This window comes from Leptospira stimsonii, from assembly GCF_003545885.1.
GTDB lineage: Bacteria > Spirochaetota > Leptospiria > Leptospirales > Leptospiraceae > Leptospira > Leptospira stimsonii.
In genome coordinates this window covers 1-25,865 of record NZ_QHCT01000001.1, presented here as the reverse complement: position 1 = coordinate 25,865, position 25,865 = coordinate 1, and the positions used below count along the sequence as shown (strand labels likewise).

Below are 25,865 nucleotides of genomic sequence, written 5' to 3'. Positions count from 1 at the left end.
AGCCATATCCAAAATTTCTATAACGTTCTTAAATTACATATTTGGCCGATTCAAATTTGCATGACTTCCTTTTTTTTGATCGGTTGCGGACATTCTGGCGAGGAGAAATTGCTCGCGCAATTAGGTCTAGAATGGAAAAGTTATTATGCATATCCTGAAATTGTCGGAATAAGCCCTCTTGATAATACGTTTAATGTTGCAAAGGACTCTTCCATTATCATCGATTTTAACAAACCGATGGACAAAATTTTTACCGAGGCCGCTGTATCGGTTACGGCTAACGGAGGAAATACTGCATTTACACCGAATTGGGTTTTCGATACGAGACTTATTTTGGAATTCAAAAGCGGTATAACGGAAGGGAAACGTTATGAAGTGGCCCTGAGTAAAACTCAGGTGAGGGATCAGGATCAAAACTTAATGGCAAAGAATTTTCTTAGCCATTTTTATACGGAAGGATTGGGTGCCCTTCCAACGGTGACTTCTTCATTGCCGGCATATACCGGAAACATTGTTACGGGATGGGGTGTGTCAGTTAGTCCAGTGATTAATTTTTCTGAACCGATGGATGAGGCAACGACTGATAGTGCAATTTCGATATCCGGTGGTCCGGCAGTTTATTTAGCTGTTTGGAATGCGGCTCGAACGTCCGTAACTTTACAATTAAAAGCTGACTTGGAAATCGGAACTACATATACCCTTCGAGTTTCCACTTCCGCGAAAAGTCAATCCGGGATTCCATTAGCAAAAGATTATATTGTTTCCTTTAGCACCGGAGTTGCCTCGCAACGGCCGACCGTACAACCGACGATGTTCACAACCGCGTGGCCTGCTACCTTTTTGCCCGATCCGGCAACTAATCCCGTTATCGCTGGAAATTCTAAGAACGATTACTTTATCTTTACTTTTTCTGAACCGATGGATAAACAATCTGTAATGAATGCCATTTCTTTCAGTCCGGCGATCTCCGGACAATTCGAATGGGTTTCTGGTAGTCTCGTTAAGTTTACTCCGGGGTCGCCATTACAGTCGGAGGCTACATACCGATTAAAAATTTCTAATACAGCAAAAAGCTTGCAGGGTCAGAATTTGCTCACCGGCTACATAATCGATTTTTTGGTGGATAATCCGAATGACAGCCGATCCATTCAATTTGCGGGATCCAATGGCCGCACCTTTGATGGTACATGCGTAATTCTTCCTGCCGTTGATTTGGCAGTCCCGTTGATTCCAGATCTTAATTTTATTTATCCTATTAATCCGAATACGACCTGTACACAGCAATACGAGTTCGAATTATTATTAAATACGTCCGGTGCTCAGGCTTTGAGAACATTCGGAGACGGGGATGTTTTTTCAGCAGGTAATATATCGATTGATTATGTTTCCGGAGGTCCAACTACGAGCGCTTTACGAATCGATCAATTGGATTATTTGCCATCCGCAAACCCACAACGTATTAAGGTAAGAATTCGGGGTGTTTCTGGAAACCAAGTTCGATATAAATTTACGATTCGTGGCGGTGCATCGGGAATCCGTGATATCAATGATAATATTTTAAATAACGACTTGGAGTTCTTATTTTTCGACCCTTAAAAAAATTCCAATATGGTACGTTATATTATTATGAAATATTTAGGACATACATTCGCATTCATTCTTCTTGCTTGTCAATTTACAGTGGGATGTTCGCAATTCTTAGACAATGCTTCAGGACCGCTCGACTTTCTTCCGGCATTGCACGTATTAGGTGATTCTTCTCCTCCATTTATCGAAATGAGTTCTCCCGGGCAAGGGTTGAGCGGGGTGGATCCGAATTCGGAAATTTTTATTCTATTCTCCAAAAATATGAATAAACCTTACACCGAAGGCGCTTTTTCATTAAGCAATAACGGCGTTAATCAAGACGGAACCTTTCGTTGGATCGACCGAGCGATGATTTTTAAACCGACTAAGGCATTGACCTCACCCGGATTATACACTTATTTAGTCTCCAGATCCCGTGCGGAAAGCGATATGGGCGTTAATCTTTTGGATGATCTTAGGGTTAACTTCAGTTTTAGTACTGACTTAAGCACGCCTAAAATCGTTACAACGGTTCCTCAAGACGGGTCGACTGGAATTCCGATCGATTCTAAAATCACTATTGAATTCAACAAGCCGATCGATATTGCCTCCCTTTATAGCGGAATTTCGATTAGACCGGATGTACCCCTGGACTTCTTGAATGTTTCCGTTTCCAATGGGGATACACGATTCGTATTCACTCCTAAGCAGGAACTTGTATTCGGAACAATCTACACTGTGACAATTCCTAATACGGTAAGGGATCAGGCGGGCAACACGCTCACAACGGCATATACCTTTAGTTTTACAGTAGGGAACGATTTTCAAGTGCCAGATTTGACACAGGTAAGTTTTCAGAATACTTCGATTTCCGTTCCCGCCGCTCCGGACATAGTCGTTCCGGGCGAATTCATCGTTACGTCAGGTTTAAATAAAGATAAACCTATATTCTTGGACTTTACGGAAGAAGTTAAGTTATCCTCAGTTTCGGACGGCGTACAAGTTTCACCCTCCGTTCCTTTTAGTGTATCTTCCGCAAATCCAACTAACACACGCTTTAGATTAGATTTTCTTCAACCGTTAGACTTGTCTCGAGTTTATACTTTAACAGTTTCTAATACGATTGTAGATCTTCAAAATAATAAGCTTCGAAAGAACTACACATACTTTTTGAAAGTAAAGGGAAGCTATTCCCAGAAGATCAGAGTCAAAGGAATTTATTCCGAAGCGGCGTTTACCAGAATATTTCTTACCAATCAAATCAATATTCCGGGTGGAGGTGCGACGCCGCTTTCGCAAGGAGTTTGCGTTCCTTCGCCGCCTTCCGTTGACAATTGTACACAACCTATCTTTATTCGTTTTTGTTATGGGGAAAGCGATCTTGATCCTGATTTAGATACGACCTGTCTCACTCCTGGAACTTTAACCGGAGATACGCAGTCAAAAATTCTTTTGAGTTCAGTAAGAGTTACATTAACGAGAGAATTTGGTAGTGGGACAACAATTAACGAATTTATCGGAAATTTAACCGATGCAACGCCGGTAATCTTTGCCCCCGGAATTTTTGCATTTGGTACGAGTGCTTTCGGTTTAGGAAAAGGTGCGACCTATCTATTGAGAGTCAGCGGCGGTACAAACGGCGTAAAAGACAATCACGGAAATACAATGGATAATGACTACACTGTTCGTCTTCGGTTCTAATAGTATTTAATGACAGCTTTTTTTCTAAGGAATAGAGTAACCACTCTGGTTACTTTTCTTCTCATACTACTATTGGGCGCAATCAGTATCAAGGATCTAAAGATTGATCTATTACCGGACATTTCATATCCTACGTTAACCGTAATTACCGTTTATGAAAACGTTTCACCTTCAGAAATCGAAACTTTGATCACCCGTCCAATCGAAGAGATTGTATCTTCGGTAAACGGGGTGGATCGAATTACCTCTGAATCTTTAGAAGGCGTTTCGATTGTGAAAATTCGATTCCGTTGGGGAACGAATATGGATACGGCTTCGATTCAAACGAGAGAGAAAGTGGACCTCGTAAAGGGTAGCCTTCCTATCGATTCGAAAAAATCGATCGTACTTAAATTCGATCCGAATGACGCGCCCCTTTTGCAGATCGCCGTTGTTCCCACCGGAATCAATCCGAAAGAACTTAGATACTTTCTAAAAAAGAACATCGCACCGTACTTTGAAAGAGTTGATGGGATTGCGGCCGTTTCGATTACGGGCGGTTATGAAAAACAAATATTGGTGAATATCGATCGGGGTAAGTTGAACTCTTACAGTTTGAGTCCTTCAGAAGTTATTCAAAGAATTGGGGCGAATAATTTTAATTTTCCTGCAGGCAATATCAAAAGAGACGATCGGGAAATTCTCGTGAGAACTATGGGGGCTTACGAGAATGTAGACAGTATCGCCGACTTGGTTGTCAATCTTTCCGAGTCAGGTGCGCCGGTATATCTTAGAAGTTTAGCGGAAATATTGGACTCTTATAAGGAAAGAACGAGCGCGAGCTTTTACGACGGGGAAGAATGTGTCGCTTTGGTTTTGAAAAAAGAAGCAGGGAAAAATAGCGTCTTTGTTTCGGATGAGGCAAAGGAGGTTATTCATTTCGTAAATGAAGAATTCGGCTCAAAACTCAAGCTCATTATAGTCGCGGACCAATCCGTATTTATCCGAGATTCAATCGGTGGAGTTGCTTCCTCGGGCGTTCAGGCAATCATCATTTGTTTTTTCGTTTTATCTTTTTTTCTCGGAACGTTTCGAGAATCGATTATAGTCACTCTATCCATTCCAGTTTCCGTACTCGTAACACTCGTTTTTATGTATTTCCAAAAAATGACTTTAAATACGATGTCGCTTGGTGGCCTCGCTGTCGGAGTCGGGATGATGGTGGATTCTTCGATCGTGGTATTAGAGTCCATATTCGGATTTAAGAAAAAATTTCCGAACGATTCTGTGAAAAGTTCTTTGGAAGGGACAAAAGATGTAGTCGGTTCTTTGTTTTCTTCCACTTTAACAAGTATCGTGGTTTTTCTTCCGATTCTTTTTATTGAAGGAATCGCCGCATCCGTATTTAAGGAATTCGCACTTTCGATTACTTATTCCTTGATTTCTTCTTTTTTTGTTTCCGTCAGTTTTATTCCGGTGCTTTGCACTTTACCTTTTTTTTCAAAAGAGCAGACAAACGACGGTCCTTTCTCCTTTTTCTGGGCTTTCCGAGAGAAATCTTTAAACATATTAGAAGAGTTGTATGTGTTCTCCGTTAAATTCGTGATTTCGAATCGAAGAAAAGTTACGTTATCCGTTCTCGCTCTGATTCCTTTAACCGTTTTGTTTTTTAAAGTTTTACCGGTCGAATTGATGCCCCAGGTCGAAAAGGCCGAAATATCAGCGAAGATCATTTTACCGGCGGGTTCTTCTTTGGAAAAAAATACTGAAATCTCCAGAAGAGTCGTGGAAATCCTAAATCAAACAGGATTGGTTGCGAGAACGTTTTTAAAAGCCGGTTATGAAGAAAAGGATCTGATCATAAACCCGAAAGGTGACTTCGGTTTAAACCGATCGGAGTTGTTTATCGGACTAACATCCTATGATGTTGCTGAGGATCTAATCGAAAAATCTCAGGAGGCTCTCGAGAATTTACATAATGAAACGGGTGCTCAGATTTTATTTATACCGGCGAAAGATTTGCTTTCAGATATTCTTCCGGAATCTGGGGAAGGATTGACTTTGGAAGTTTCCGGGCAGGATTTAACGGTCTTAAAAGAAACCTGTGAAGAGATTCGGAGGGACTTGAGTGAACTTCCCAATTTTACGGAAGCAACTTCTTCTTTTTCCGAAGAGACACCCGAGTTGAGAGTTCTTATCGATCGAGATAAAATGGCGGGGTTCGGACTTTCCGTTGAAAACGTTGCTAAAACTTTGAGAGCGGTTATCAAAGGAGAACAAGCTACCCGTTTTCGAAGGAATGACGATGAAATTCCTGTATTGGTAAGACATCGTCTCTCGGATCGTTCCGGAACGGAATCGTTAGCGGATACTTTATTTAAGATTCAATCGGGATCTTTTATTCGTCTTCGGGATTTCTCGGAAATCGTTTCCGGTTTTTCCAATAGAAAAATTCTAAGATATGACGGTCGAAGAGTCGGAATCGTCAAAGCTCAATTCACCGATATAAAATACAGCGAAGCGGCTTCCCTTGCTGAACCGGTTTTGAAAAAATATTCGGACCGTAAGGATATATCGATTCTTCCTGGAGAAACGCAGAAGATGATGGAGAAATCCATCGATTCTTTAACGTTTGCGATCGCACTTTCTATCTTGTTAGTATATATGGTTCTTGCATCCAATATGGAGAATGTCGGACTGCCGTTTGTCATTTTATTTTCGATCTTCGTATCCGGAGTAGGAGTTGCGATCGGTCTGATACTAACCGGCAAAACGTTAAATATCATCTCTGTCATGGGAATGATTCTTTTGGCGGGAGTTGTGGTAAACAATGCCATCATTCTTATCGAGTTTTATCAACTTCACTCGAAAGATTATCGAACGACCGAAGAATTAGTGATCGCGGGAGGAAGAAGAAGATTGAATCCGATCTTGAGTACGACCGCGACTACCATCTTAGGATTGTTACCGCTCTTGATCACTTTCGGCCCCCCTTCTCCTCAGGGACCTATGGCCGCGGCGGTTATGGGCGGATTGGTTGTTTCTACGATTTTGACCCTCGTTTTTATTCCTATGGCTTATATGGCCTACGTGGAAAATATTTCTAAGTTTACTCGCAAAAAATGAACGCCATTCTTTCCTTTTTTCTCAAGAGAAGAGTAACAACTTTCATGTTATTCTTCGGGTTGTTCCTTTGGGGAATGATATCGGTTCGTCTTCTTCCAGTTTCACTGATGCCTGCAACTGAATCACCCGCTCTTACGATTGTCACAAAATATCCCGGAGTCGCGCCTTCGCGCATCGAAGAAATCCTAACGAAACCAATCGAAGAACAAATCGTTGGTGTAGGCGGAATTGAATCCATTTACTCGACTTCCGAAGAGGGTGAATCCCGGGTGAACGTAGTTTTTTACGAAGTTCGAGATCTAACTTTGAAAGCCGTAGAATTAAAATCGAAGATCGATTTAATCCGCGACACGTTTCCAAGAGAAGTGGAAGAACCTGCAGTCATACGTTATGATCCGAGCGACCGCCCTATCTTTATAGTTAAATTGGAATCCGCGAATTATTCCTTAAAGGATCTAAGGGAAATTGCGGAAAATAAGATAAAAAAACGTTTAGAGAGAGTGGATGGAGTCAGTGAGATTCGTGTCGGCGGAGGTCGATATCGAGAAATCACTGTAGAAGTAAATCGTGATATTCTTAATCATTTGGGGATACCCCTCTCCGAGGTCATGGAAAGGATTAGAACTGCGAATGTGGATCTTCCGGCAGGTCGGATTCAATCCGGAGAGGATTGGATTAATGTTCGAGTTTTAGGGAAATTCTCCGCAATGAAAATTATGGAGGAGATCACGGTTCGCTCTCCCAAACAAGACAAACTGATTAAATTGAAGGATATTGCGATCGTAATTGACGGTCACAGAGATAGGGACGATATCTCAAGGGAGAACGGAAACGAGAACGTTACGATCTATGTGCAAAAAGCCGGAGAAGCCAATACGTTATTAGTCTGCGAAGGACTTCGGGAAGAATTATCGCAGATCTCGTTTCCTCTGGTGAAAACGGAAGTAACCTATGATCAATCCGAATTCATTAAGATATCAATTGATAGAGTTTCCAGCTCCGCCGCGACCGGCGGATTGATTGCAATTATCGTAATGTTTTTATTTTTACGAAACTTTCGAGCGACGATGATCGTAGGAGTTTCGATTCCATTATCCATTGTAATTACTTTCGCGGTGATGTTTCTTACAAAAACAGGCATTAACGTAATGACGCTCGCTGGATTAGCGTTAGGTGCCGGTCTTTTAATAGATAATTCCGTGGTCGTACTCGATCGAATATTTTTCCTGAGACAACAAGCAGATGCAAAGAAAGACGCTATTTCAAAAAATAGATTGGATGATTTCGGAAACGCAAAAAAGAAGAAAGGGAAAAAGAAAACGCGTGAGAACCCGGATTTAGAAGAAACGCCAATTTCGAATGAGAGTACTTCATCAATTGTGGACAATTCCGTCCTCGGATTGTATAAAGAATTGGCGGCTTCAACACTTACCAACATTGCAGTTTTTTTTCCATTCTTTATCGGATCAAAGGAATTAAAGCAACTTTACGGAGGAATGTCTTATACAGTTAGTTTCTCCATTCTTATTTCTTTATGCGTTTCTTTATTTTTTTTACCTCAGCTTGCTAAAATATTTCTTTCCAATCCGGAAAACTTCAAGCCGTTTCAAATTGATATCAACGCGATCCTCAAAATCCCGTTCATCGGCGATTGGCTTTCCCCTTTAGTTAATTTGATAGCACGAATCGGTAAATTATATTCTCGTTATGTTTCCAGCATCCTTAGTTTACAAAAATTGCGAACGTTTTATCTTTTTTCTCTAAAGCGATTATTACGAAAACCGCAACTCGTATATCTTTCGCTTGTTACTTTAATCGTCGTTGGAGGAGGGATTTCCCCATTTTTAAAACAAGAATACGTGGATCCGGTTGATGCGGGAGAAATTCGTGCAAGCGTCGAATTGGAAACGGGAACTCACTTGGAAGCCACGAGTGAGCGTGTTAAACGAATTGAGGAATTGATAAAAAAAGTTTCGGATGTGGATAAGATCAATTCTAAAATCGAAAAATGGCACGCGGATCTTTACATTAAGTTGAAACCACCGGACAAGAGATCGAAAAACTCGGACGAATTGATTGCGGAATTCAAAGATTTAACCGAACCTCTTAAAGATGTTTTTGTTTATTACGTTGAAAATGGATCGATGGATAGCGGAAGAGAATTGGATATCGAGTTCATAGGAGACGATCCGATCAAACTAAAGGAGATCGCAAAGGAAGCGGCGCAAAAAATAAAATCGATTTCCGGAATACAAGAGACGGTTTTACGATTTCGAGAAGGAAAGCAGGAGTTTCGTTTGAACGTTTTTCAGGACAAAATGGCTTTAACCGGACTGAATTCGCAAGAGGTGGGAAACTATGTTCGAACTGCAATCCAAGGATCTATCCCGACCAAGTTTATAGAAGAGTCCAAAGAAATAGATATTCGAGTCCGATTCAGAGAGGCAGATCGATTCGATTTGAATCAGGTTGCGTCCTATAAAATACCCGGCGCGAAAAATTCAATTTCCATTTCCGAACTATCAAATCCGGAAGAAAAGGAAGGAGAAACAAAAATTTATAGAAAGAACAAACGAAGAATGGTTACGATCACAGCAAAATTAGGAAGTCTTGATTTAGGGTCTGCAGTCAATCGTATCGGTGAAGTTCTAAAAGAAATACCGATGCCGGATAATTATTATTTCGAGTTCGGTAGCTCCTATAAAAAGTTAGAAAAGAATAAGAAAGAAATGGGATTTATGATCTTTCTAGCTATATTCTTAATTTATTGTATTCTCGCTTCTCTTTTTGAATCTCTTAGAATTCCCTGGATCCTCTTGGTTTCCGTTCCATTGGGAGTATTCGCCGATTTAATCCTACTTTTTGTTTTTCGAATGTCTTTGAATATTTCCGTGTATATCGGTTTTATTTTGTTGGCTGGAATTGCGATCAACAACTCGATTATGCTTGTTGATCAGACGATCCATATCTTTTCACACAGTAATGGGCAGAATCGCAATTTCGCTTTAATAAGAGCGACTTTAAAATCCGCCTCAGAAAGATTGAGACCAATCTTGATGACCACTTTGACTACTGTAACCGCTTTGATTCCAACGATGTTAGATTTTGGCGAGGGGAGTCAGTTGTGGAGACCACTTGCGATAACCGTTTTCTCGGGACTTAGTATTTCGACCGTGTTAACGTTGTTATTTGTCCCAGTTCTTTTCTTTGGCTCCGAAAAAACAGGAAAGCAAGGAAAAGAAGGCATGTTTTCGTTTTTAAAGAGTAAGTTCGGCCGCAAACAGGAATTTAAGTCACTTCCTCTTGAAGAATGATTTACTTCTTAGATTCCGTCGTAGGAGCAGGTTGCTTCACAGGTTCTGGTGCTTTTTCTCCTTCTTTAAGGCCTGAAACGTTTCCGATCGCAACTAACTCGCCTTCCTTGACGTCTCCTGAAATTTGAGAATTCTCACCGCTCACACTTTCAATCTTGATCAACTTCTTAAATAAGAGATTGTTTTTAGAAACGAAAATATAACCTTCATTCTTTTCCTTAGCCGGAAGAATACTTTTTGCCGGAATAAAAAAAGCAGGCTCCGGGTTGAGATCTTTGATTTCCGCTCTTGCAAACATTCCCGGTCTTAAGAGAGCATTCTCATTTTTATAAATGACTTTGACTTCGGCTGTTCTACTCTGAGGGTCGACTATCGGACTAATGATCAAAATTTTACCGGTTAACTTTGTTTTTGGCAAAGCATCTACTGAGAACTCTACTTCTTGGTCCGGTTTAATTCTGTTTAAATCCGATTCGTTTACAGAAAATTTTAATAAGAATTCGGAATCATCGACTACAACGAAAATCGCCTGACCTTCTTTTACGGCTTCTCCGGCGAAAATGGATCTTACCGCAACGATCCCCTTTAAAGGGGAAACGATTGTTGATTCTTTAATCAAAAGGTTTGTAGAATCGATGCTAGCCTGTATACTTTTCAAATTTGCAATTGCGATTTCTAATTCGGATTTTTCAACGATTGTGTTCAGGTCTACCAGTGCTTCGTGTAACTTGATCTTATCTGTTGGAACCTTAAAGCCTGCTCTTTTCAGATCTTCCGGGCGATAACCAACCTGAAGTGTATCTAGATTTTTTTGAGCTTTGAAATAATTCGTTTGAGCGGAAACGATCCCTGTTTCAATCCCTTTGAGTTCGGTTTCGGAGACTGCGCCGATTTTGAAAAGTTCCTTTTTGTTTTCATACGTTCTACTGAGATTATCGTATGTTGCCTTTGAATCTTTGAGATCAGCCTTTGCCTTCTCGATGTTGGCAAGTTCCCTTTCTACCCTTTGTTTAGATTGAATATACTTCGCTCTTGTTAGATCTATTTGTTTATTCTGAACTTCCAGAGAAGCCTTGTCTTTTTTAAGCTGTATTTCTAAGTTGAGCGTTTCCACCTTTGCCAGTGGTTGTCCTTTGGTGACTCGATTACCTTCTTCTTTATATACCTTTTCGATTCTTCCTAAAACCTTAGAAGTAATCTCCGCTTTATGATAATGTGAAACGCTACCCAATACGCTTATAACGGATTGTTTTTTTGTTAAGGCTAATGGAACCATTTCGAAAGGCGGTTTGTTGTCGTTTTTATTCTCGTCTTTTTTTTTCTTCCCGCACGATATCGTCATCGCCACGATTAATAGAATAATTCCGAATATTAATTTACGTTGATTCATTTAATTTTTCCCAGTTTTGATTAATTCGAGAGAATCGAGACTCGCCCCGACTGCCATTTCCAATTGAGAGACTGCCGTTAAATATTGAACTCTCGAGGAAATCATTGTATTGATAGCTTCTAAATAAAATATTTCAGTTTCGGCAAGATCGGTTCTACGCGCGTCTCCTAAACTCACTTGTTTCTCTTTAATAAGGAGACGTTTTTCGAAAACTTTGGCGTTCTCGTCAGCAAGCTTTAGAGATTCCCAAGAAAGTTTATAATTCTGTAATGCTTTAGCGACTTCAATCCGAATGATATCGTCCAATTGTCTTCTTGTAATCTGAGCTTGTTCGGCCGCGATACCAGTCTGCGCGATCTTTCTTTTGTATTGCATGTTGTCCATAATCCCGACGGTTGTCGTAGAAGTTAAGGAGCGATTCGTATCCTCGTTTCTAGAAATATAATTCGAAGTATCTTGAATCGAATTCGGTCCGAGTGCCATGCTGAATTTAAAATTGAATCCGAATTCTCTTTGTTTGGGATCGTATCTGTCTCCGGAAGAGGCATAGAATCCGCCCACGGAAACCGTCGGGATATAAAAAGATTTAGCGATTTCGTATTCCGACGTGGTCTGAATTTCGGCGGCTTTTGTTCGTGCGAATTCGATTCTGGATTGAAACGCCAAACCTACTAAATTATCCAAGGAAAGTTCCTTGTAGGCAAATTTGATTCCATTCAGAATATCCGCGCTGAGGCTTATTTTTGTGGCGCTCGGAAGTCGCAGTAGAATTTTAAATTCTTCCACCCCGGACTGATATGCAGTTTCTGTTCTTTTATTTTGGAGCGTGATTTCGTTTAATCTATTTTCGATTTGTAAAAGTTGAACCTCAGTTGTTTCCCCTAATTTTAATTCTCGTTGCGAAAAACGAAGCTGATCTTTTTGCCGTTGAATGGATTTAGCTTGTATTTCAAGTTGAGCTTTGTTGCTGAGAAGTCCGTAATAGGCGTTTCGCACCTTGAGTTTGAGATTGTTAATCGAAATAAGAAAATCGTATTTTGATAGGTTGAGATCGTTAAGTGCGGCTTGTAGAGCCAACGATCTCCTTCCTCCGTCAAAAATGACCTGATCAACGTTGAGCGCAATTCTTTGTGATCTACTATCCGATTCGTTTTCGACTACGTTTGCGTTTCTAAACCAAGATACGGATGCGGTAGGGAAATACGCTCTCCAACTTTCCTTAACGATCAAGTTCTTGATCATTTGTTGACTTCCAAGTAGGCGAACATCGGGACTATTTTCAACGGCGATGTCCTCCGATTTACGAAGGTCTAAAACTATATTATCCGTCTCCAAACCAATCAGACGCTTACTCGGAGAAATTAAGAGTAACGATGAAGCGATGAAGGTGGTAGTAAAAATTTTAGGAATCTTTTTTTCTACGAATCTCATTTTGAAACCTTTGGTCGGACGGTTTCTGATGTTATTCCCAAAATTTCCAGTTAAAGGAATTGGAACGGGAATCTTTTACTAAGACGGAACGGATTCTTTCGGATGCCATCTCAGCAATGAGAGTGTTATTATCAAAAATTTCCATCGTAACGCCGGAATTCAATTTGATTTGAGCGACTAAGATGCCTGAAGAATTATAAAGTCTAAGAAAAATTCCCGTCGTTACACTTTCATCCAGGATGTTTCCGGTCCGTTTTTCATAGATATAGCCGTCGATATATACGCTACAGTTTGCAACGGAACAGGCCTTCTGAATACTTTCCCTCGATGGTTCCATTGGTTTTTCGCCGGATTCTCCTACTAGGCCAGTCTGACCGTTTCCTAAGTTTCCATATCCGAGAAGATTTGCATTCTGAGGTGCTCCTCCGGTAACCGGAGCCGTATTTTCCTGAGCATTTTGTTTTGGAGGATCCGGTTGAAGTTCTTGGATGGAAACGTCGAGACCTTCTTTTGTGAGAAAAAAACGGATTCCGTTCGTGAAGTTTTCAGCGGAGAATCCACCGAAATTTGCAGGTCGAGAACTGAATCGATTGATCGATACTTTTTTAATGGTGCCTAACTTCTCCGTTTGACTTCTTACGTCTTCCACGTTCGATAACCAATGGATTTTAGTTCTTTGTAATATCGCGCAGTTAAAAAAATGAAGTGTGGAAAAAGTAAGTAATATAAAAAGTTTCTTTGATGTCATTCGTAGAGTGCCGTTCTTCTTTGTGCTACTATGATCCATTTCGGATTAATTTTGGAATTTGATGCTATAAAATTTTCCATTTTACCGAATTATATGGTATTATTATATTAGAAGCGTTTCGATTGTATTTATATACCTGTATGAAATTTATTTTCAGTTCACAATTAGCCTTGGTTTTGATTTTGATGATTTCTTGCCAAATGAAGAACGACAAGGATGAAAATGAGGATTTATTTCGGAGGCTTGCAGTAGGTTCGAGTACCCCTTCTTCCACCAATAGGCAATCTCCGGACTCTCAGTATTACAGAATCGGAGGGAGTATTTCCGGTTTACCGTCCGGCGCCAATCTAACGTTAGCTGTCAATGGAACGGATCAGACGATTTTCAATACTGGAGGCCCGTTTTTGTTTCCGTTTCCATATCCCGACCGGACAAGTTTTGTAATCAGCGTTCTCTCTTCTCCACCGGGATATACTTGCACAGTATCAGCTAACGCGAACGGTGCGATTCAAAGCGCAAATGCAACGAGCACGATTGTACTTTGCACTTCCCCTTGATTTTTTGAGGGAATTTTTCGCATTTTATCCATTTCAATTGAAAACTCAATCCTGTCTTTTGCCCTTCGGAATGCCCGCAGTCTCCTAATTCCTATTCCAGTTAATAAATTATGTCTCTTTAGGTTTTTTCTGTTTTCCCTCCCGAAAACGCGTCAAATTGCACGAATTTGCCTTTCTTACGGAAAAAAACTTGTCAAAGAAGAATTGGACCGCCAATTTAGCCGGAACTGCGTACTCTTTCGGGAGTTGTGCATCATTTTAACGAAAGGGTTTGAATCTGAGTCTTTTGAGATCTAAAACGAAGCGTATAAGAATGGTTAGGATTTCTTTTTTTAGGAATTCTTTCTCTGCGCTTGTTCTTTTTTTCACAGTGATCTTAGGGACCACTTTTCCGATCTCCTCTTTCTTCGAAAGATCGGAGTCTCAAATTTCTCACCAAAGAGCTCTTAACGCTTCATTGGAACTTTCTCATTGGGAAATCAAAGAGGATTTGAATCTGAATCAACCTTTAGAAACTAAAACTTCCTCTTTCGAAATTCCTCCCTATTTGACTTCTCAAGCTTCTCAGAGTGGTCTACCGAGTGATCAGATCTTTGAAAGTTACTGGGAAGATAAGGTTGTTCTATTGGTCCGCTTGGGAATCGTGGATGGCAGAATATTCCATTTTTCGCATATACCATTTTTTAGAATTTTCCAGGATAGAACTTTAGGGGATACCTCCGTTAGTTTCTTACTCTTTTGGGGAACTGTTCGTGAAAGAACTTTAGAACGTCTTTTTTTAAACAATTATAAAACACAAAACGTTTTCGGATCCTTAATATCAAAACTTTCTCAAGGTTTTGCATTCGAGAATTCGGAACGTGCAGAAAAAAGAAAAATCACACGCTATTTTGCCCGGTTAACGCACAGCGATCCGGAAAACAAAAGGAATCAAAATATCCTATGACAAATTCACTTTCTAACCTTCTCCATTTCATTTCTTCTACCCAAATTCTTTTTTCAAAACAAGCTTCCGTTTATTACAAACGAGTTCAACAAACATGGTCGATTCCGAGGTATAGACGTAAGTTCTTAAAGAGTTTACGATCTTTCTCGTTAACACTTCTCAAATCGTTCCTACTATTATTCTTAATCTTGGATCTTTCCGTGGCTCCCCTTTTGGCTCAACCGACTCTTTTTCGAGATCTTTGGAGAAATGGATCTGACGGTAAATTAGAACGTCAATATCAAAATGCAGAAAAGGCCCAAAGTGAAACGGAATGGGATCAGTCGTTAAAGAAAGGGAAGGATCTTTTACGTGCCGACTGGGAAGCTCGCGCAGACGAAGAGATTGATAGAGAGCTCGTAAAAAATGGTACCACGCAGGACGCAACAGCGAAGGCGGATTTAGAAAGAGAAAAACAGCTCAATCTTCAGCAATGGGAAAGTGACGTTCAAAATGAAATCGACTCTCGCAAAGGTGAATGGAAGGCGAGAATCGCAAGTTCAAGTTTAACGGATCTTCTTACGAACTTTGATCGCGAGACTCTACGTCAAGCGGTCATAGGGGCTGAGAATTTCTCTAAAACGGGGACGAATGCTACGGAAAAAGTCCAACTCTTTGATCAAGCGATGGGAGGAGTTCTCGGAACTTTCAGAGCTCAGTGGGAAGATCAGTTGGATACTCGTTTAGGAGGACTCGCGTCGAGTGTAACTTTCGGAAATGCAGTAGAGCTTAATTCGTTTATTAATTCCCTCAATGAAGTTAAGAAATATTTCTTATCGGAATATTATTATGAAGAATCTTCTATCGTAGCAAGTTATCGCGCCGGGTTCGTCTCGCGTGAAAATCAAAACGATGACTTGGATTCGCAGATCGCACAAGAAACGGATCCGTCTCAGTTGGCACTTTTGTTGATTAATCGAGCAAAGAAGAATATCGATCAAAATTTTGCGGGAATCGTTCCTCAAAACGGGACCGTAGTTAATCAACCGAACTTAACTGTTTCGGATGCCGACAAGTTTCAGACCGACGCCCTCAAAGCCTTGGAAGACGGCCAAAAACAGTGGCAGTCCGCGATCGACGATCTTCTTCTTGGAAAACTTCGATTCGATAGAGAATCGGAACAACAACGTAAAAACGGTGAAGCCGATTGGACGGATGCATATGGCCAACTCTTAAAGGCGAGAGAAGATTGGAACACGATAATCAAAGGACAGATCCAAAAGGGACTTCAGGCGTGGGACACTTCTGAAAATAACTTACAGCAGAATAAACAGGCGGCCCTTGCCGAGTTGGATAGAACTCTTGCAACCGGAAAAGAACAATGGCAGGCGCATGTCCGCGGGGTCGAAAGTGTAGTTTTAGGCGGAGCAGATACACTTACGACGATCGAAACGAACAAACAATTTTTTAAGGAAGCCTTGGATCGCGCTACGAAGCCGAATAGCGGATACAATAGTACGATTATCGCGGAATATCAAACACAACTAACGTATTGGACTGGTTTGGAAGGACGAGTCCGGACCTTAGTCGCAAATGCACAAAATTCGATACATGATACAGACATTCGCGGAAACGCGGTAGGACAAGGGCTTCTTGTAAACGCCGGCGGAAGCGATAACTATATTTACACTTCTGCGGAATTAGAATTAAGAATCGCGCAGGCGGAGTTAAAAGTATTACAGGATCAACGTGATCGCGCGCAAGGCGTTTATGACTACGCCGTTCAAAACGTCGCACAGAAAACTCAAGATCAGTTGGCCGCCGATCTGCAGACTTTAAAAACTCAGTTTCAATCCAAAGAACAAACGTATTTGAATCTTTTGAAAGAATTAAACGGCGGGGGATCCGGAACGAGTTATTCCACACCTGGATTGGATTCCAATTCCACTGCATCTGCGGCTGTTGATGGCGCTGTGGCTGGAGCGAATTTGCTCACCGATTTAGAAGCGGCGAACAAGTTGCTGGAAGAAAAACGAAAGGCATTAGAAACCGCAAGAGCCGATATGCAAAACTCTCAGGCTTCGTATGAGAGTGTGATCAAGATGCAGGTTTTGATCAACAACCCACAATTACTCGGTCAGATCGGAGAGCTGAGTTCGGACGGTGCGAAAGCGGATAATACAGGACTCAGATATGATATTCTAAAAGCAAATCAAGCTCTGGAAGAAAAGAGGGAAGTCCTAAGGCAACAAGAACAGAAAATGTATGAGCTGACGTATGAAAAGGAAAATGCTCTTCGTACTCAATCATTCTACAATCAGACCTTACAACAGGTCTTAGCCTTTGAAAACGTTAAAGACAATAAAGCAAGATTGGAAGGTATTCTCGGGGGAAGCGGAAGTTTGAGCGATAAGATCGATTCTCTCATGTCCGGAGACAATCTAGTTGTACTCTATGGGAACGACCTTGCATTACAAATTCGTAATAATCTAACACAATTAAAAACCCAGTTAGTGGATTTGGATACTCCGGTATTAAATTCGGCGACAAATTTCGATTCTCAGGCTAATGCGATAAAAGACGCGGCTACCCAGTTTCCGGTCGTGGACTATTCTCAAAAGAAACAGGACTTAGTGAACTATATTAATCAGTTGAAGTCCGCTCGTAATAATTTAGCGAACATCAACAATCTTGATACGAGTTACCTTCAGATCGGACGTTTGGATCAAGGTATCGACTATTTGGATTCTCTCTTAACCAATTGGGATGAAGTAGAACAAGGGATGACCGAAGGATTGGATAATATTCGTACGAATTCTTCGGATTACCTTGCATATGCGACAGCCAATGCAGGAATCAAAGGGACTCTCGCGTATTCGGATCGCATGTTGCAGTTTAGCGGTGAGCTACAAGGCGGAGTCGCAGGGATCGGACAGTTTCAGAGTTATCTAAACGAAATAGGTCAGACGAAACAATATTTAGATACGGTATTATTGGATACGGTTCAAAGGGGGGGAGTGTTAGTTGAGACTTCTCTCACTGGTGGTGACCGTACGCTTGCGCAACAATTCTTTAATAATATAAAGAGTGGATCACTACAAAGTAGTCAAAACTTTCAAACTTCATTTACAGGTTTGAGTCAATCTTTCAACGGATTGAGCGCAACATTGGGAAGTTTTGGAGAATCTCTAACCGGATTTAGATCCAGTTTGGAACAAAGAAACGGAAAGGTAAGCACGGTTTCTGGAGCCTTGTTGACTTTATACGAATCACTGGATTCGGATTATCAAAATCGCAAAGCCCAGCTTCAATTTTTATTGGATCAGAATGGCAATGATACGACTTTAAATCAGATTTCAAAGAGCTTGGAAAATACTCGGAATTTGGAAGGCGCCAAAATCAACGAGAAGGCCATGGAAAAGCTTATCGGATACTTAAAAGATCTGCCCGAGTCAGAGCGAAATATCAACAGCATTTACCTTAAAGTCCTGAAGGATTCGGACGCGAGACTCGCCGACTTGAAATTAGGTCCGAATGAATTGGAGGACAGAAAGGCTACGGAGCTGGTTCTTAATTTTATAAAAAACCAAAGTAGTGCACTGTCCAGAAGTCTCAGTTCGCCTGACTATAACGATTTTATCACTAGCCTGGAAACCCAACTTACGAATGCATCGGACACGAGAGCCTTTTACGAAGGCGGGGGAAGTCTGACCGACGCTGAAAGAAACGATATTCGTGCGAATGGAACTGCGGCGGAACGGAGAACTTTGAATGAATACTATTCTTTTGGAAGCACTTTCTTTTTCGGTCAGGGCGCCGTTTCTAAAGTAGCATCCTTGGATTCGACTGTTCAGGGTTTCGGCTCTTTCGCGAATTCCGTTAGAACAGGACAGGTTCTTTCCGCACTGAGAGACGATTACTTTAAAGCGCAAGAGAACAAGACGACCGGTTTATTAAAAGAACTTCAAACTTTAGTTCCCGGTTTTAGCAATCTGACCGCTTCGCAACTCTATCAGGATTCTTTCGAACTTGGAAATAGTACGGATCACGATACGGCAGAGGAAACGAGAAGAAAGAATTTGTTGGACGAGCTTTTAAGCGGTTTGAATACGAATGAATCGCTTCTGACAACGTTGTCGGACATTAATCTATTGAGTACATATTACGGAAATTCCACCGCCGTTCAAGTATATGGACAGGCTTTGAATTTAAACTCCGAGTTAGAACAGAAGAAATCGGATTATAATTCCATTTTGGCAAATATAACGCCAAACTTGGATTCGGCGGTTTATCCTGCCGAGGATTTGCTGAACTTTTTGTCGCCTTCATTGAATGCGTATTACACCAATCAGCTGACTTCGTATTCTAATCTTTATTCTATGAAGGATTTTGAATATCCTGCTTCGACTAAACCTTTTAACTCCATTGATTTTAGCGGGATTGAACCTTATATTTCAAGCGTTCAATCCAATCTTGCTCTTTGGGACTCGAAACGGAATTCTCTCCAATCCACAGTTGACGTTTATTCTAATTTGAAGAACGAATTGAGCGCCCTTACTCCGGGAAGCCCCGAATATAATGCAAAACTATCGGAAGTTACAAACGCGTTGTCCGTTTTGAATGCTTCTTTTCAGGAATTAAAAGGTTATTTCTCTATTCTTTCGGCCGATTCCATTCAGTTGAACGTCCAGTCTCAATCGATTTTGTCGAACATGAAAACGAGCGCCGGAGTTCCAAACGATAAGGTTGTTACCAATCTCGCCACTTTTGGTACTTTACCTCCGGATATTTTAGCGGCTCTTTCCGCCGATCCGAGTTCCGTTTATTTTGATATGTCCTCATTGCCCGGAGATACGGTTTCACAAGTAATCCAATGGGAAGCGGCTCTTATGCAAAACGGCGTAAACACGAACGATAAACAGGCTCAGTTTAACGCGGCTCTGAACGCCCGTAATTCTTCCGCAAGCCTATTTTTGAATCAACTCGCAAGTGCTAAATCGGATTTGGACGCAACGAATACTAAGATTACAAACTTTAAGAACGGGCTGGACGATCGGATTCAAGTATTCATGAATCAAGGAAGCCAAAATCAAATTTCAAGGGAAACACTCGCTACTACCGTCGAAGGTTTGAGAGCCTTTTTCTTAGAAAAACAGTACAAGGGAGAACAGGTCAATCCCGCAATTATCGAAGCACTTGAAAACGCAGGTGCGTTTACTGACGAAATCGAAAAACTGAATTTCTTTAAAAATATTCCTGCGGCAGATCGTACGGAAGCGAAGTTGAACGCGGCTCTTTCCGATGCAAAAGTTTATACTACTGCTTTGGGAGAAGCTGAAAAACTTTTCCAAGATCTTCGTGGAACACTAAACAGTGTTGAGCAAGGTGGAAAACCACTCTCCCTTTCTATCGAACAGATCAATGCTTCTCTCAAAAAATACGAAGACTTAAAAGCGAAGTTGGATGGAAAAGCATTTACTTTAGATCCGAAGATCGTTTCTGGAATGGAATCTTTAAAGGAATTCTCTTGGGAAAATCATAAGGAAACCTTAGTTCAGGCTTTTCTCACTCGAACCGGAGACAATTTTAGCGTTAATCAATTTTTAGCAGAAGTCAAAACGGGGAAATATGTACTTCCTGGAAACAATGGAACGACGGTTCAAAAAGACGCTAAATTTTTAGGTCAGGATCTTACGGCCTCTCAACTCGCGGAACTTACCGAGCAACTCCAATACTACGCCGATCAGACCATGATCCAAAACGTTAGTTTGTCTCAGAGCTTGGACGGTTTTCTTTCCACTCAAGACCCAGGTCTGAAAGCGGAATTGGAAAAGAAGGCGGTTTCCGTCGGCTATCAAAGAATTTTGGCTTCTCTCAACCAGGGAGTTTTTTCCGACGTGACCCAACTTCCGGCGAGTCTCGCTAGTTTCGCGGTCATTTCCAATTTCAACGCATTCTTAAAATCTAAACCGAATTGGAATCCTGCAAATTCTGCTGATCGTGATGCGGCAAGATCCGAATATCTGCTTCGGGTCGGCGGAGAACATGGAGAACCGGCGATTCTTTCCGATTTTCTTTCCAACTATGACACTCGAAATTCTTCTTATTATCTGCCCGATTTTCTAAAAGAAACCGAAGTGCTTCAGTCTTACTATTCAAGACAAGCGACCGACAATTTACAGCCGGATGATCTCGCTTCTCTCACCACTTGGTTGCAGGAAAAAAAATACGAACCGAATCTTGTGCAGGCTTTGAACAAGGCTGTTCGTATGGATAGTCTCCTGTCCGGTTATCTCGGAGAAGACGAAACGGAGTATTTGAACTATGCCGGGTCTAAGCTTGTCGGCGGTTTAAGTGATGCCGAGAAAGAAGGCTTTTTTCTCAATCAAGCCGGGGCTTATAGTCCTTTTCAGAATTTGAATCCTTCCTCCGAGTTGCAGACGAATCAATTCTTACGTGATTTTCAGTTCAAGACCGGATTTAAGGAATTGGCGGATACGATTGATTCCGACGGTTTACGTTTAGCAAAAGCGAAAGATCAGGCCAAAAGGGACGAGAATATAACAAAATTCTCATATGATTTGGTCAAAGGAAATATCATCGTAGAGTCTTATTTGAGTTATTTGAATATCGGTCCGAATGGAAGACTTGAACCCGATCAAGATACACAAATAACGAATCGTCTTCGAGAGCTTGAATTTCAAGCAGAACAGAGACTCGGTTCTTTTATGAATCTTGTGGAAGGATATAAAAGTTTCGCCTTTGATCCCGATAAGGAAGATCAAAACCCTTCGATTCGGAGAGCGCTCGAAGATTTTGCAGGCTCCGGTTATTCCGTGAGAGACGATGTTTATGCTAAGGACGGAAGCGGTAATTATACATTTATGCCGGGGATCAATAATCTCAAAGGGATTATCGACAACTACGTGGACAATAACCTTCCGGGACGTTCCGCAAACGAGGATCCTTACTCTGAAGTTGGAAGCGCTAAAGGTTCGATGACTAGTTCGGCGAACTCGATCATAGAAGCCGGAAAAAGCATCGGTATTATCACAAATATCAACAATACTCTTCAGGGTTTAGTCGGGGACGATCTGACGAACAAACTCGCGCTCCAGTTGAAAACGGTAAAAGACAACTATTTGAACGCGGAAAACATCTTTGAAGACGCTCAAAATAAACTGAATCTTCAGCAGACAAACGTTAGTAACGCACAGGCTTTATATACTGCGAAGCAGTCCCAGGTGACCGCGGCGTATACTGACTTTGAAACTACTCAGAAAGACCTTTCCAATTTGAGTGCGGTGTACGACTACGCGGTTCTTGCTAATTATTCGCAACATCAAAACGATCCGAATTCTACCGCGACGGAAATCGCAAAACCGACAGATCTCGCAAAACAAAGATTAGACGCCGCGAACGCAAACGTAAACGCAAAACTCAAAGAGATCCAGGATCTTCAGGATCGAATCAGTAAACAAACTACATTAGCTTCTTTGCAAGCGGATCCGAGCGTCGCCGAGAACAAACAACAAACGCAAGAATGGGCGGAAAGGGCGCTTCGATTCAGTAAGGCGGAAACCATCATCAAAGACCGTATGCAGGATTTGAAGAGTCAGATTGCCGCAAAACGAAGTCAGTTGCAGGGAAACCTCAATGATTTATTGGTTCCAGCCACTGGACGTTTTAATGAGAATGGTTTAGATGGTTTGATTGATCCGAATTTGTCTGGTTATAAAAATCTGGAAACTAAGCTCCGAGGAGAATATTCCATTATGGAAGGCGTTCTTGGGGGAAAAGTTGGTTTCTGGGATTTTGTAAACGGAGGACGGGGTGATACGAATCCTCCTCGCTATGGCGGAGGACTTGCTATTGAACATCCTCAATATAATATACTTGGCTACATACGAAGTCTAAACGGTGGATCTACAGCGATTCCGAATACGTTGCGGCAAGCCCAGGATGGCTTTGATGGAATGTGGGCTTGGAACCCTGGAGCTTGGGGTGAAATTTCCGCTGGGTTGCGACTGCAGAGTCCAAACTATTCCGACTATGATAACGCGATGTGGAATAAGTTTAACAATGATCAGTGGGCGCAAGCTGTTACCATCGCGCTCATGGGTTGGGGAGGACTTCAAGTAGGACTCGCCGCCATTGCCCGTGCGAGCGCCTGGGCGACCGCCGCTACAAATTTGAATTCTTCTATAAATTCTGCTACGGCCGCAACAAACGAACTCAAAACCTTACAAGCCAAACTCAATTATTATACCGACATTTCGACCGGTGATCAGTTAAAGAATGTGCTTCTCGGAACGGGTCCAATCGATTCTTTGAACACCGGATTGACTGCGTCGGATTTGGATTATCTCGTTGGGTCCGGAGGGAAGCTTACTTCCGACAGTTTGAAATGGAGTACTGGAAGCGGTCAGGATCTTAATCTCGATCGTTTGGCAGGAAAGGATGGAAACACCGTCGTTCAAGAAAGTTACGTTCACGACGCTTACGGTTTGATAGTTCGTCAGGGTCAAACCGTACCGGGAGGAACGAGCGCGTCTTCTTCCACCTACAATGAAGATGGAATCCTTGTCACGTTTATGACGAGCGCGGACCAGATGTCTTCCGCCCTTGCAGTATTAGCGAAATCACAATATCAGATCGAGAAAAGAGAATACTACGCGGCTCAGGAAGCCTATGTAGGACCCGGTGGTCAGAAAGCGGATCAGAAGATGATTCTGGACGACAGAGAAGGTTTCTACGCAAATCTCATCCAAACCCTTAGTCAGAACACCGGCAAAAACATCGAGTATGAGATGTATAAAACCGTCGTGAGCGATTACATGGGCGAAGGACAAATTGTAGATCAGCTTTATCAGTTAAACGCGGATCAACAAAAAGAAACACAGCTCAAAGTCTGGGAAAACAAAGAAAAAGAATTTTATAATAAAAAGCAAGAATGGGTATCGAACATCGAGTTTTTGCAGAATACCGGCAACACACGTTTCAACGATATGTTGAGCACGATGACGCAGAACTGGGATTCTTGGAGAAGCGAGTTTAACGAAAAACAAAAAAAAGCGGAACAGGCTCATATCGATAACCTCGCAAAAACTCTCAAAGCGAAAGCGGATTGGGAGAAGGATGCGCTTTCTAACTTAAAAACGCAAGGCAATGGCTTTGAAATCCGCGGCGCGTATGATCAGATTCAGGGTATATTAGACTCTATGACGGCTAGTATGCCGACAGAAGTTGGAGCAACGGTAAACGCGAATACGATTCTAAACCAAGTGTTGCAGAATCGTCCTGCCGAATTGGATGCGGCCCTTGTACAACGAGGTGCGTATGCGGACGTTCAGTTTTTTGTGGATCAACTTCAAAAGACGAAGATTGACGATTCAACGATCAAGAATTTCCAAGACTTACGAAAGGAAATGGATGAATCCTCGAAGAAAGTCGTAGTTCTTCAGACGTTAGACAGCTTGTGGAGCTTGCCTGTTAGTTTTGAGGAAACAATTAAGGCCGCAAATGAGGGACTGAGTAAACAACTTACAACTCAATTGGCGAATGATGAGTTTATTCCTGCCGGGGGCGGATATGTCCGCAATGTTACGGGACCGACAGGTGATACTGAAACCCAAATTCTCCCGGGTTACAATCCTTTCCTCTATGTTAAGCCTGGGAATCTCCCGACAGTTTTAGACGGTAACAAACGGGCTTGGGATCTTACTAATTACAATGCCCTCGTAGGAGCTGGAGCTCCAACAACAATTGAACTTCAATTGATGGTGAAGCTTGCACGGGAACAGATGACTCAGGATTTCAAAAAGACCTACGATCCTGAAAATACATTCAACCGAGAAACTGCGGCGATCGCCTTTGATCCAATGGCCGCGGCAAAAGTATTCCAAGCGGGTCAGTCAGCACTTCAAAGACTCTTTACCGATCCTCAGACCGCGTTAGAATTCGCGGCCGCCGACGACGAAAAGAAAGCTTCGATGAAACAATCGGCTTTGGACTCCGGTTACTTGGTCGGTCCGACCGAATTAGGCACTTTTGGGGATCATCACTTTGTCCAATTCTATGGAATTTTAAAACTCAAGGAAAAATATAACGAGACGAAGCAACAAGGGGAAGCCTTCAAAAAGGATGCGTTGACTCAAGGAGCTGGAGCGGTTTTTGGCCCTTCCGCGGCCGCGTTTGTATTTAAGAATAAAGATATTATCAATACGGGTATTGCCATCGCGGCGATGGTAGTTGCCGGTCCAGCGGGTGCCATTGCGTATGCGGCCTTGCAGGCGGCGAATGCATACTCTTCAACCGGTAACATCGGATCTGCAGTAGCGGCTTCCGTAGGCGGAGCGATTACCGGTTATACAGGCGGGGCGATTAATATCAATACGAGCTGGGATCCAGATAATGGATTTGGAGTGAGTGCGGGCGCTTTTGGTCAGTCGATCGGTTACTCTCAATCCGGCGGGTTCTCAGCAAGTCTTGGAGTCAGCCTTAAAGAAAGTGGAAATGTAATGAAAGCTGTTGGGGCAGCGGTTGCGGCTTGGAAACCTGGAATCGGTCAGAGTATCATCAAAGCGGGTGATGCCGTCGACAAGGTCGTAGGGGAATGTGAGCTGTGTTCCAAATTCAGTGCGGGCGTTAGTTATTCGGAACAAGGTGGTTTTGGCGCCGCAATCGGCTACAAGAACGATTTTGGAGTCACCCTTGGTATGAGCTATACCAAAGATGGTGGAGTGAGTGCGGCCGCGGGAATTTCTTCTAAGAGCGGTTACGAACTTGGTGTAAGCTATTCGAAATCGGAAGGTTACGGAGCTTACGCGGCTAAAAATACAAGTAAAGATGGCGTTTTAACAAGTCAAACTTCCCTTACTTACAACGAGAGAGATGGTTATGGAGCAAAATTTAAGGATTACGGCCCCGGCGCTAATTCCGCGAACACCTTTAGCGTAACACAAAAAGGTGGAGTGAGTTTAGAATATGACACTGAATCCTCGCTTGAGATGATGAAAGGCAAAGGTTTTGGTCTGAGTGCAAATTTCGGCTGGAACGGAACTACCGATCTGAGTCTTCAAATGGGGAACAGCATCGTGAGCTACAATAGCTATAACGGTTTTTCTCA

General features: G+C 42.0%; 9 protein-coding genes. 6 read left to right on the top strand and 3 right to left on the bottom strand.

The window, feature by feature from the left end; translation table 11 throughout:
- Nucleotides 1-60 precede the first annotated feature (60 nt).
- Genes DLM75_RS00050 through DLM75_RS00035 form a run of 4 tightly spaced genes read left to right on the top strand, consistent with a single transcriptional unit; the run spans nt 61 to nt 9,686 of the window.
- The gene (locus DLM75_RS00050) at nt 61-1,596 is read left to right on the top strand and encodes an Ig-like domain-containing domain (RefSeq protein WP_241547787.1); all 1,536 of its coding nucleotides are present in this window, start codon (nt 61-63) and stop codon (nt 1,594-1,596) included.
- Between the two features lie 12 nt (nt 1,597-1,608).
- Entirely contained in the window at nt 1,609-3,267 is a 1,659-nt protein-coding gene (locus DLM75_RS00045; RefSeq protein WP_118966548.1) for an Ig-like domain-containing domain, read from the top strand.
- A gap of 9 nt (nt 3,268-3,276) precedes the next feature.
- Nucleotides 3,277-6,372 (top strand): efflux RND transporter permease subunit, encoded by a 3,096-nt coding sequence (locus DLM75_RS00040; protein WP_118966547.1) that lies wholly within the window; start codon nt 3,277-3,279, stop codon nt 6,370-6,372.
- The gene (locus DLM75_RS00035) at nt 6,369-9,686 is read left to right on the top strand and encodes an efflux RND transporter permease subunit (RefSeq protein WP_118966546.1); all 3,318 of its coding nucleotides are present in this window, start codon (nt 6,369-6,371) and stop codon (nt 9,684-9,686) included. The genes DLM75_RS00040 and DLM75_RS00035 overlap by 4 nt, the downstream gene beginning before the upstream one ends.
- A gap of 1 nt (nt 9,687) precedes the next feature.
- Here DLM75_RS00035 and DLM75_RS00030 read toward each other — a convergent pair whose 3' ends face one another.
- From DLM75_RS00030 to DLM75_RS00020, 3 genes are read right to left on the bottom strand one after another with little or no spacing between them, the layout of a single operon-like run.
- Nucleotides 9,688-11,076: an efflux RND transporter periplasmic adaptor subunit gene (locus DLM75_RS00030; RefSeq protein ID WP_118966545.1), complete on the bottom strand. Its 1,389-nt coding sequence runs from the start codon at nt 11,074-11,076 to the stop codon at nt 9,688-9,690.
- Nucleotides 11,077-12,507, bottom strand: coding sequence for a TolC family protein (locus DLM75_RS00025; RefSeq protein WP_118966544.1), 1,431 nt, complete (start codon nt 12,505-12,507; stop codon nt 11,077-11,079).
- 31 nt (nt 12,508-12,538) lie between these two features.
- Nucleotides 12,539-13,255, bottom strand: a complete 717-nt coding sequence (locus tag DLM75_RS00020; protein WP_158586416.1) for a lipoprotein — start codon at nt 13,253-13,255, stop codon at nt 12,539-12,541.
- 200 nt (nt 13,256-13,455) lie between these two features.
- Here DLM75_RS00020 and DLM75_RS00015 point away from each other — a divergent pair, with 200 nt between their 5' ends.
- Together DLM75_RS00015 and DLM75_RS00005 are read left to right on the top strand one after the other, a co-directional pair.
- Nucleotides 13,456-13,812 (top strand): hypothetical protein, encoded by a 357-nt coding sequence (locus DLM75_RS00015; RefSeq protein WP_147456591.1) that lies wholly within the window; start codon nt 13,456-13,458, stop codon nt 13,810-13,812.
- Between the two features lie 942 nt (nt 13,813-14,754).
- Nucleotides 14,755-25,865 (top strand): hypothetical protein (locus tag DLM75_RS00005; protein ID WP_118966540.1); only part of this gene is annotated, 11,111 nt, incomplete at its 3' end.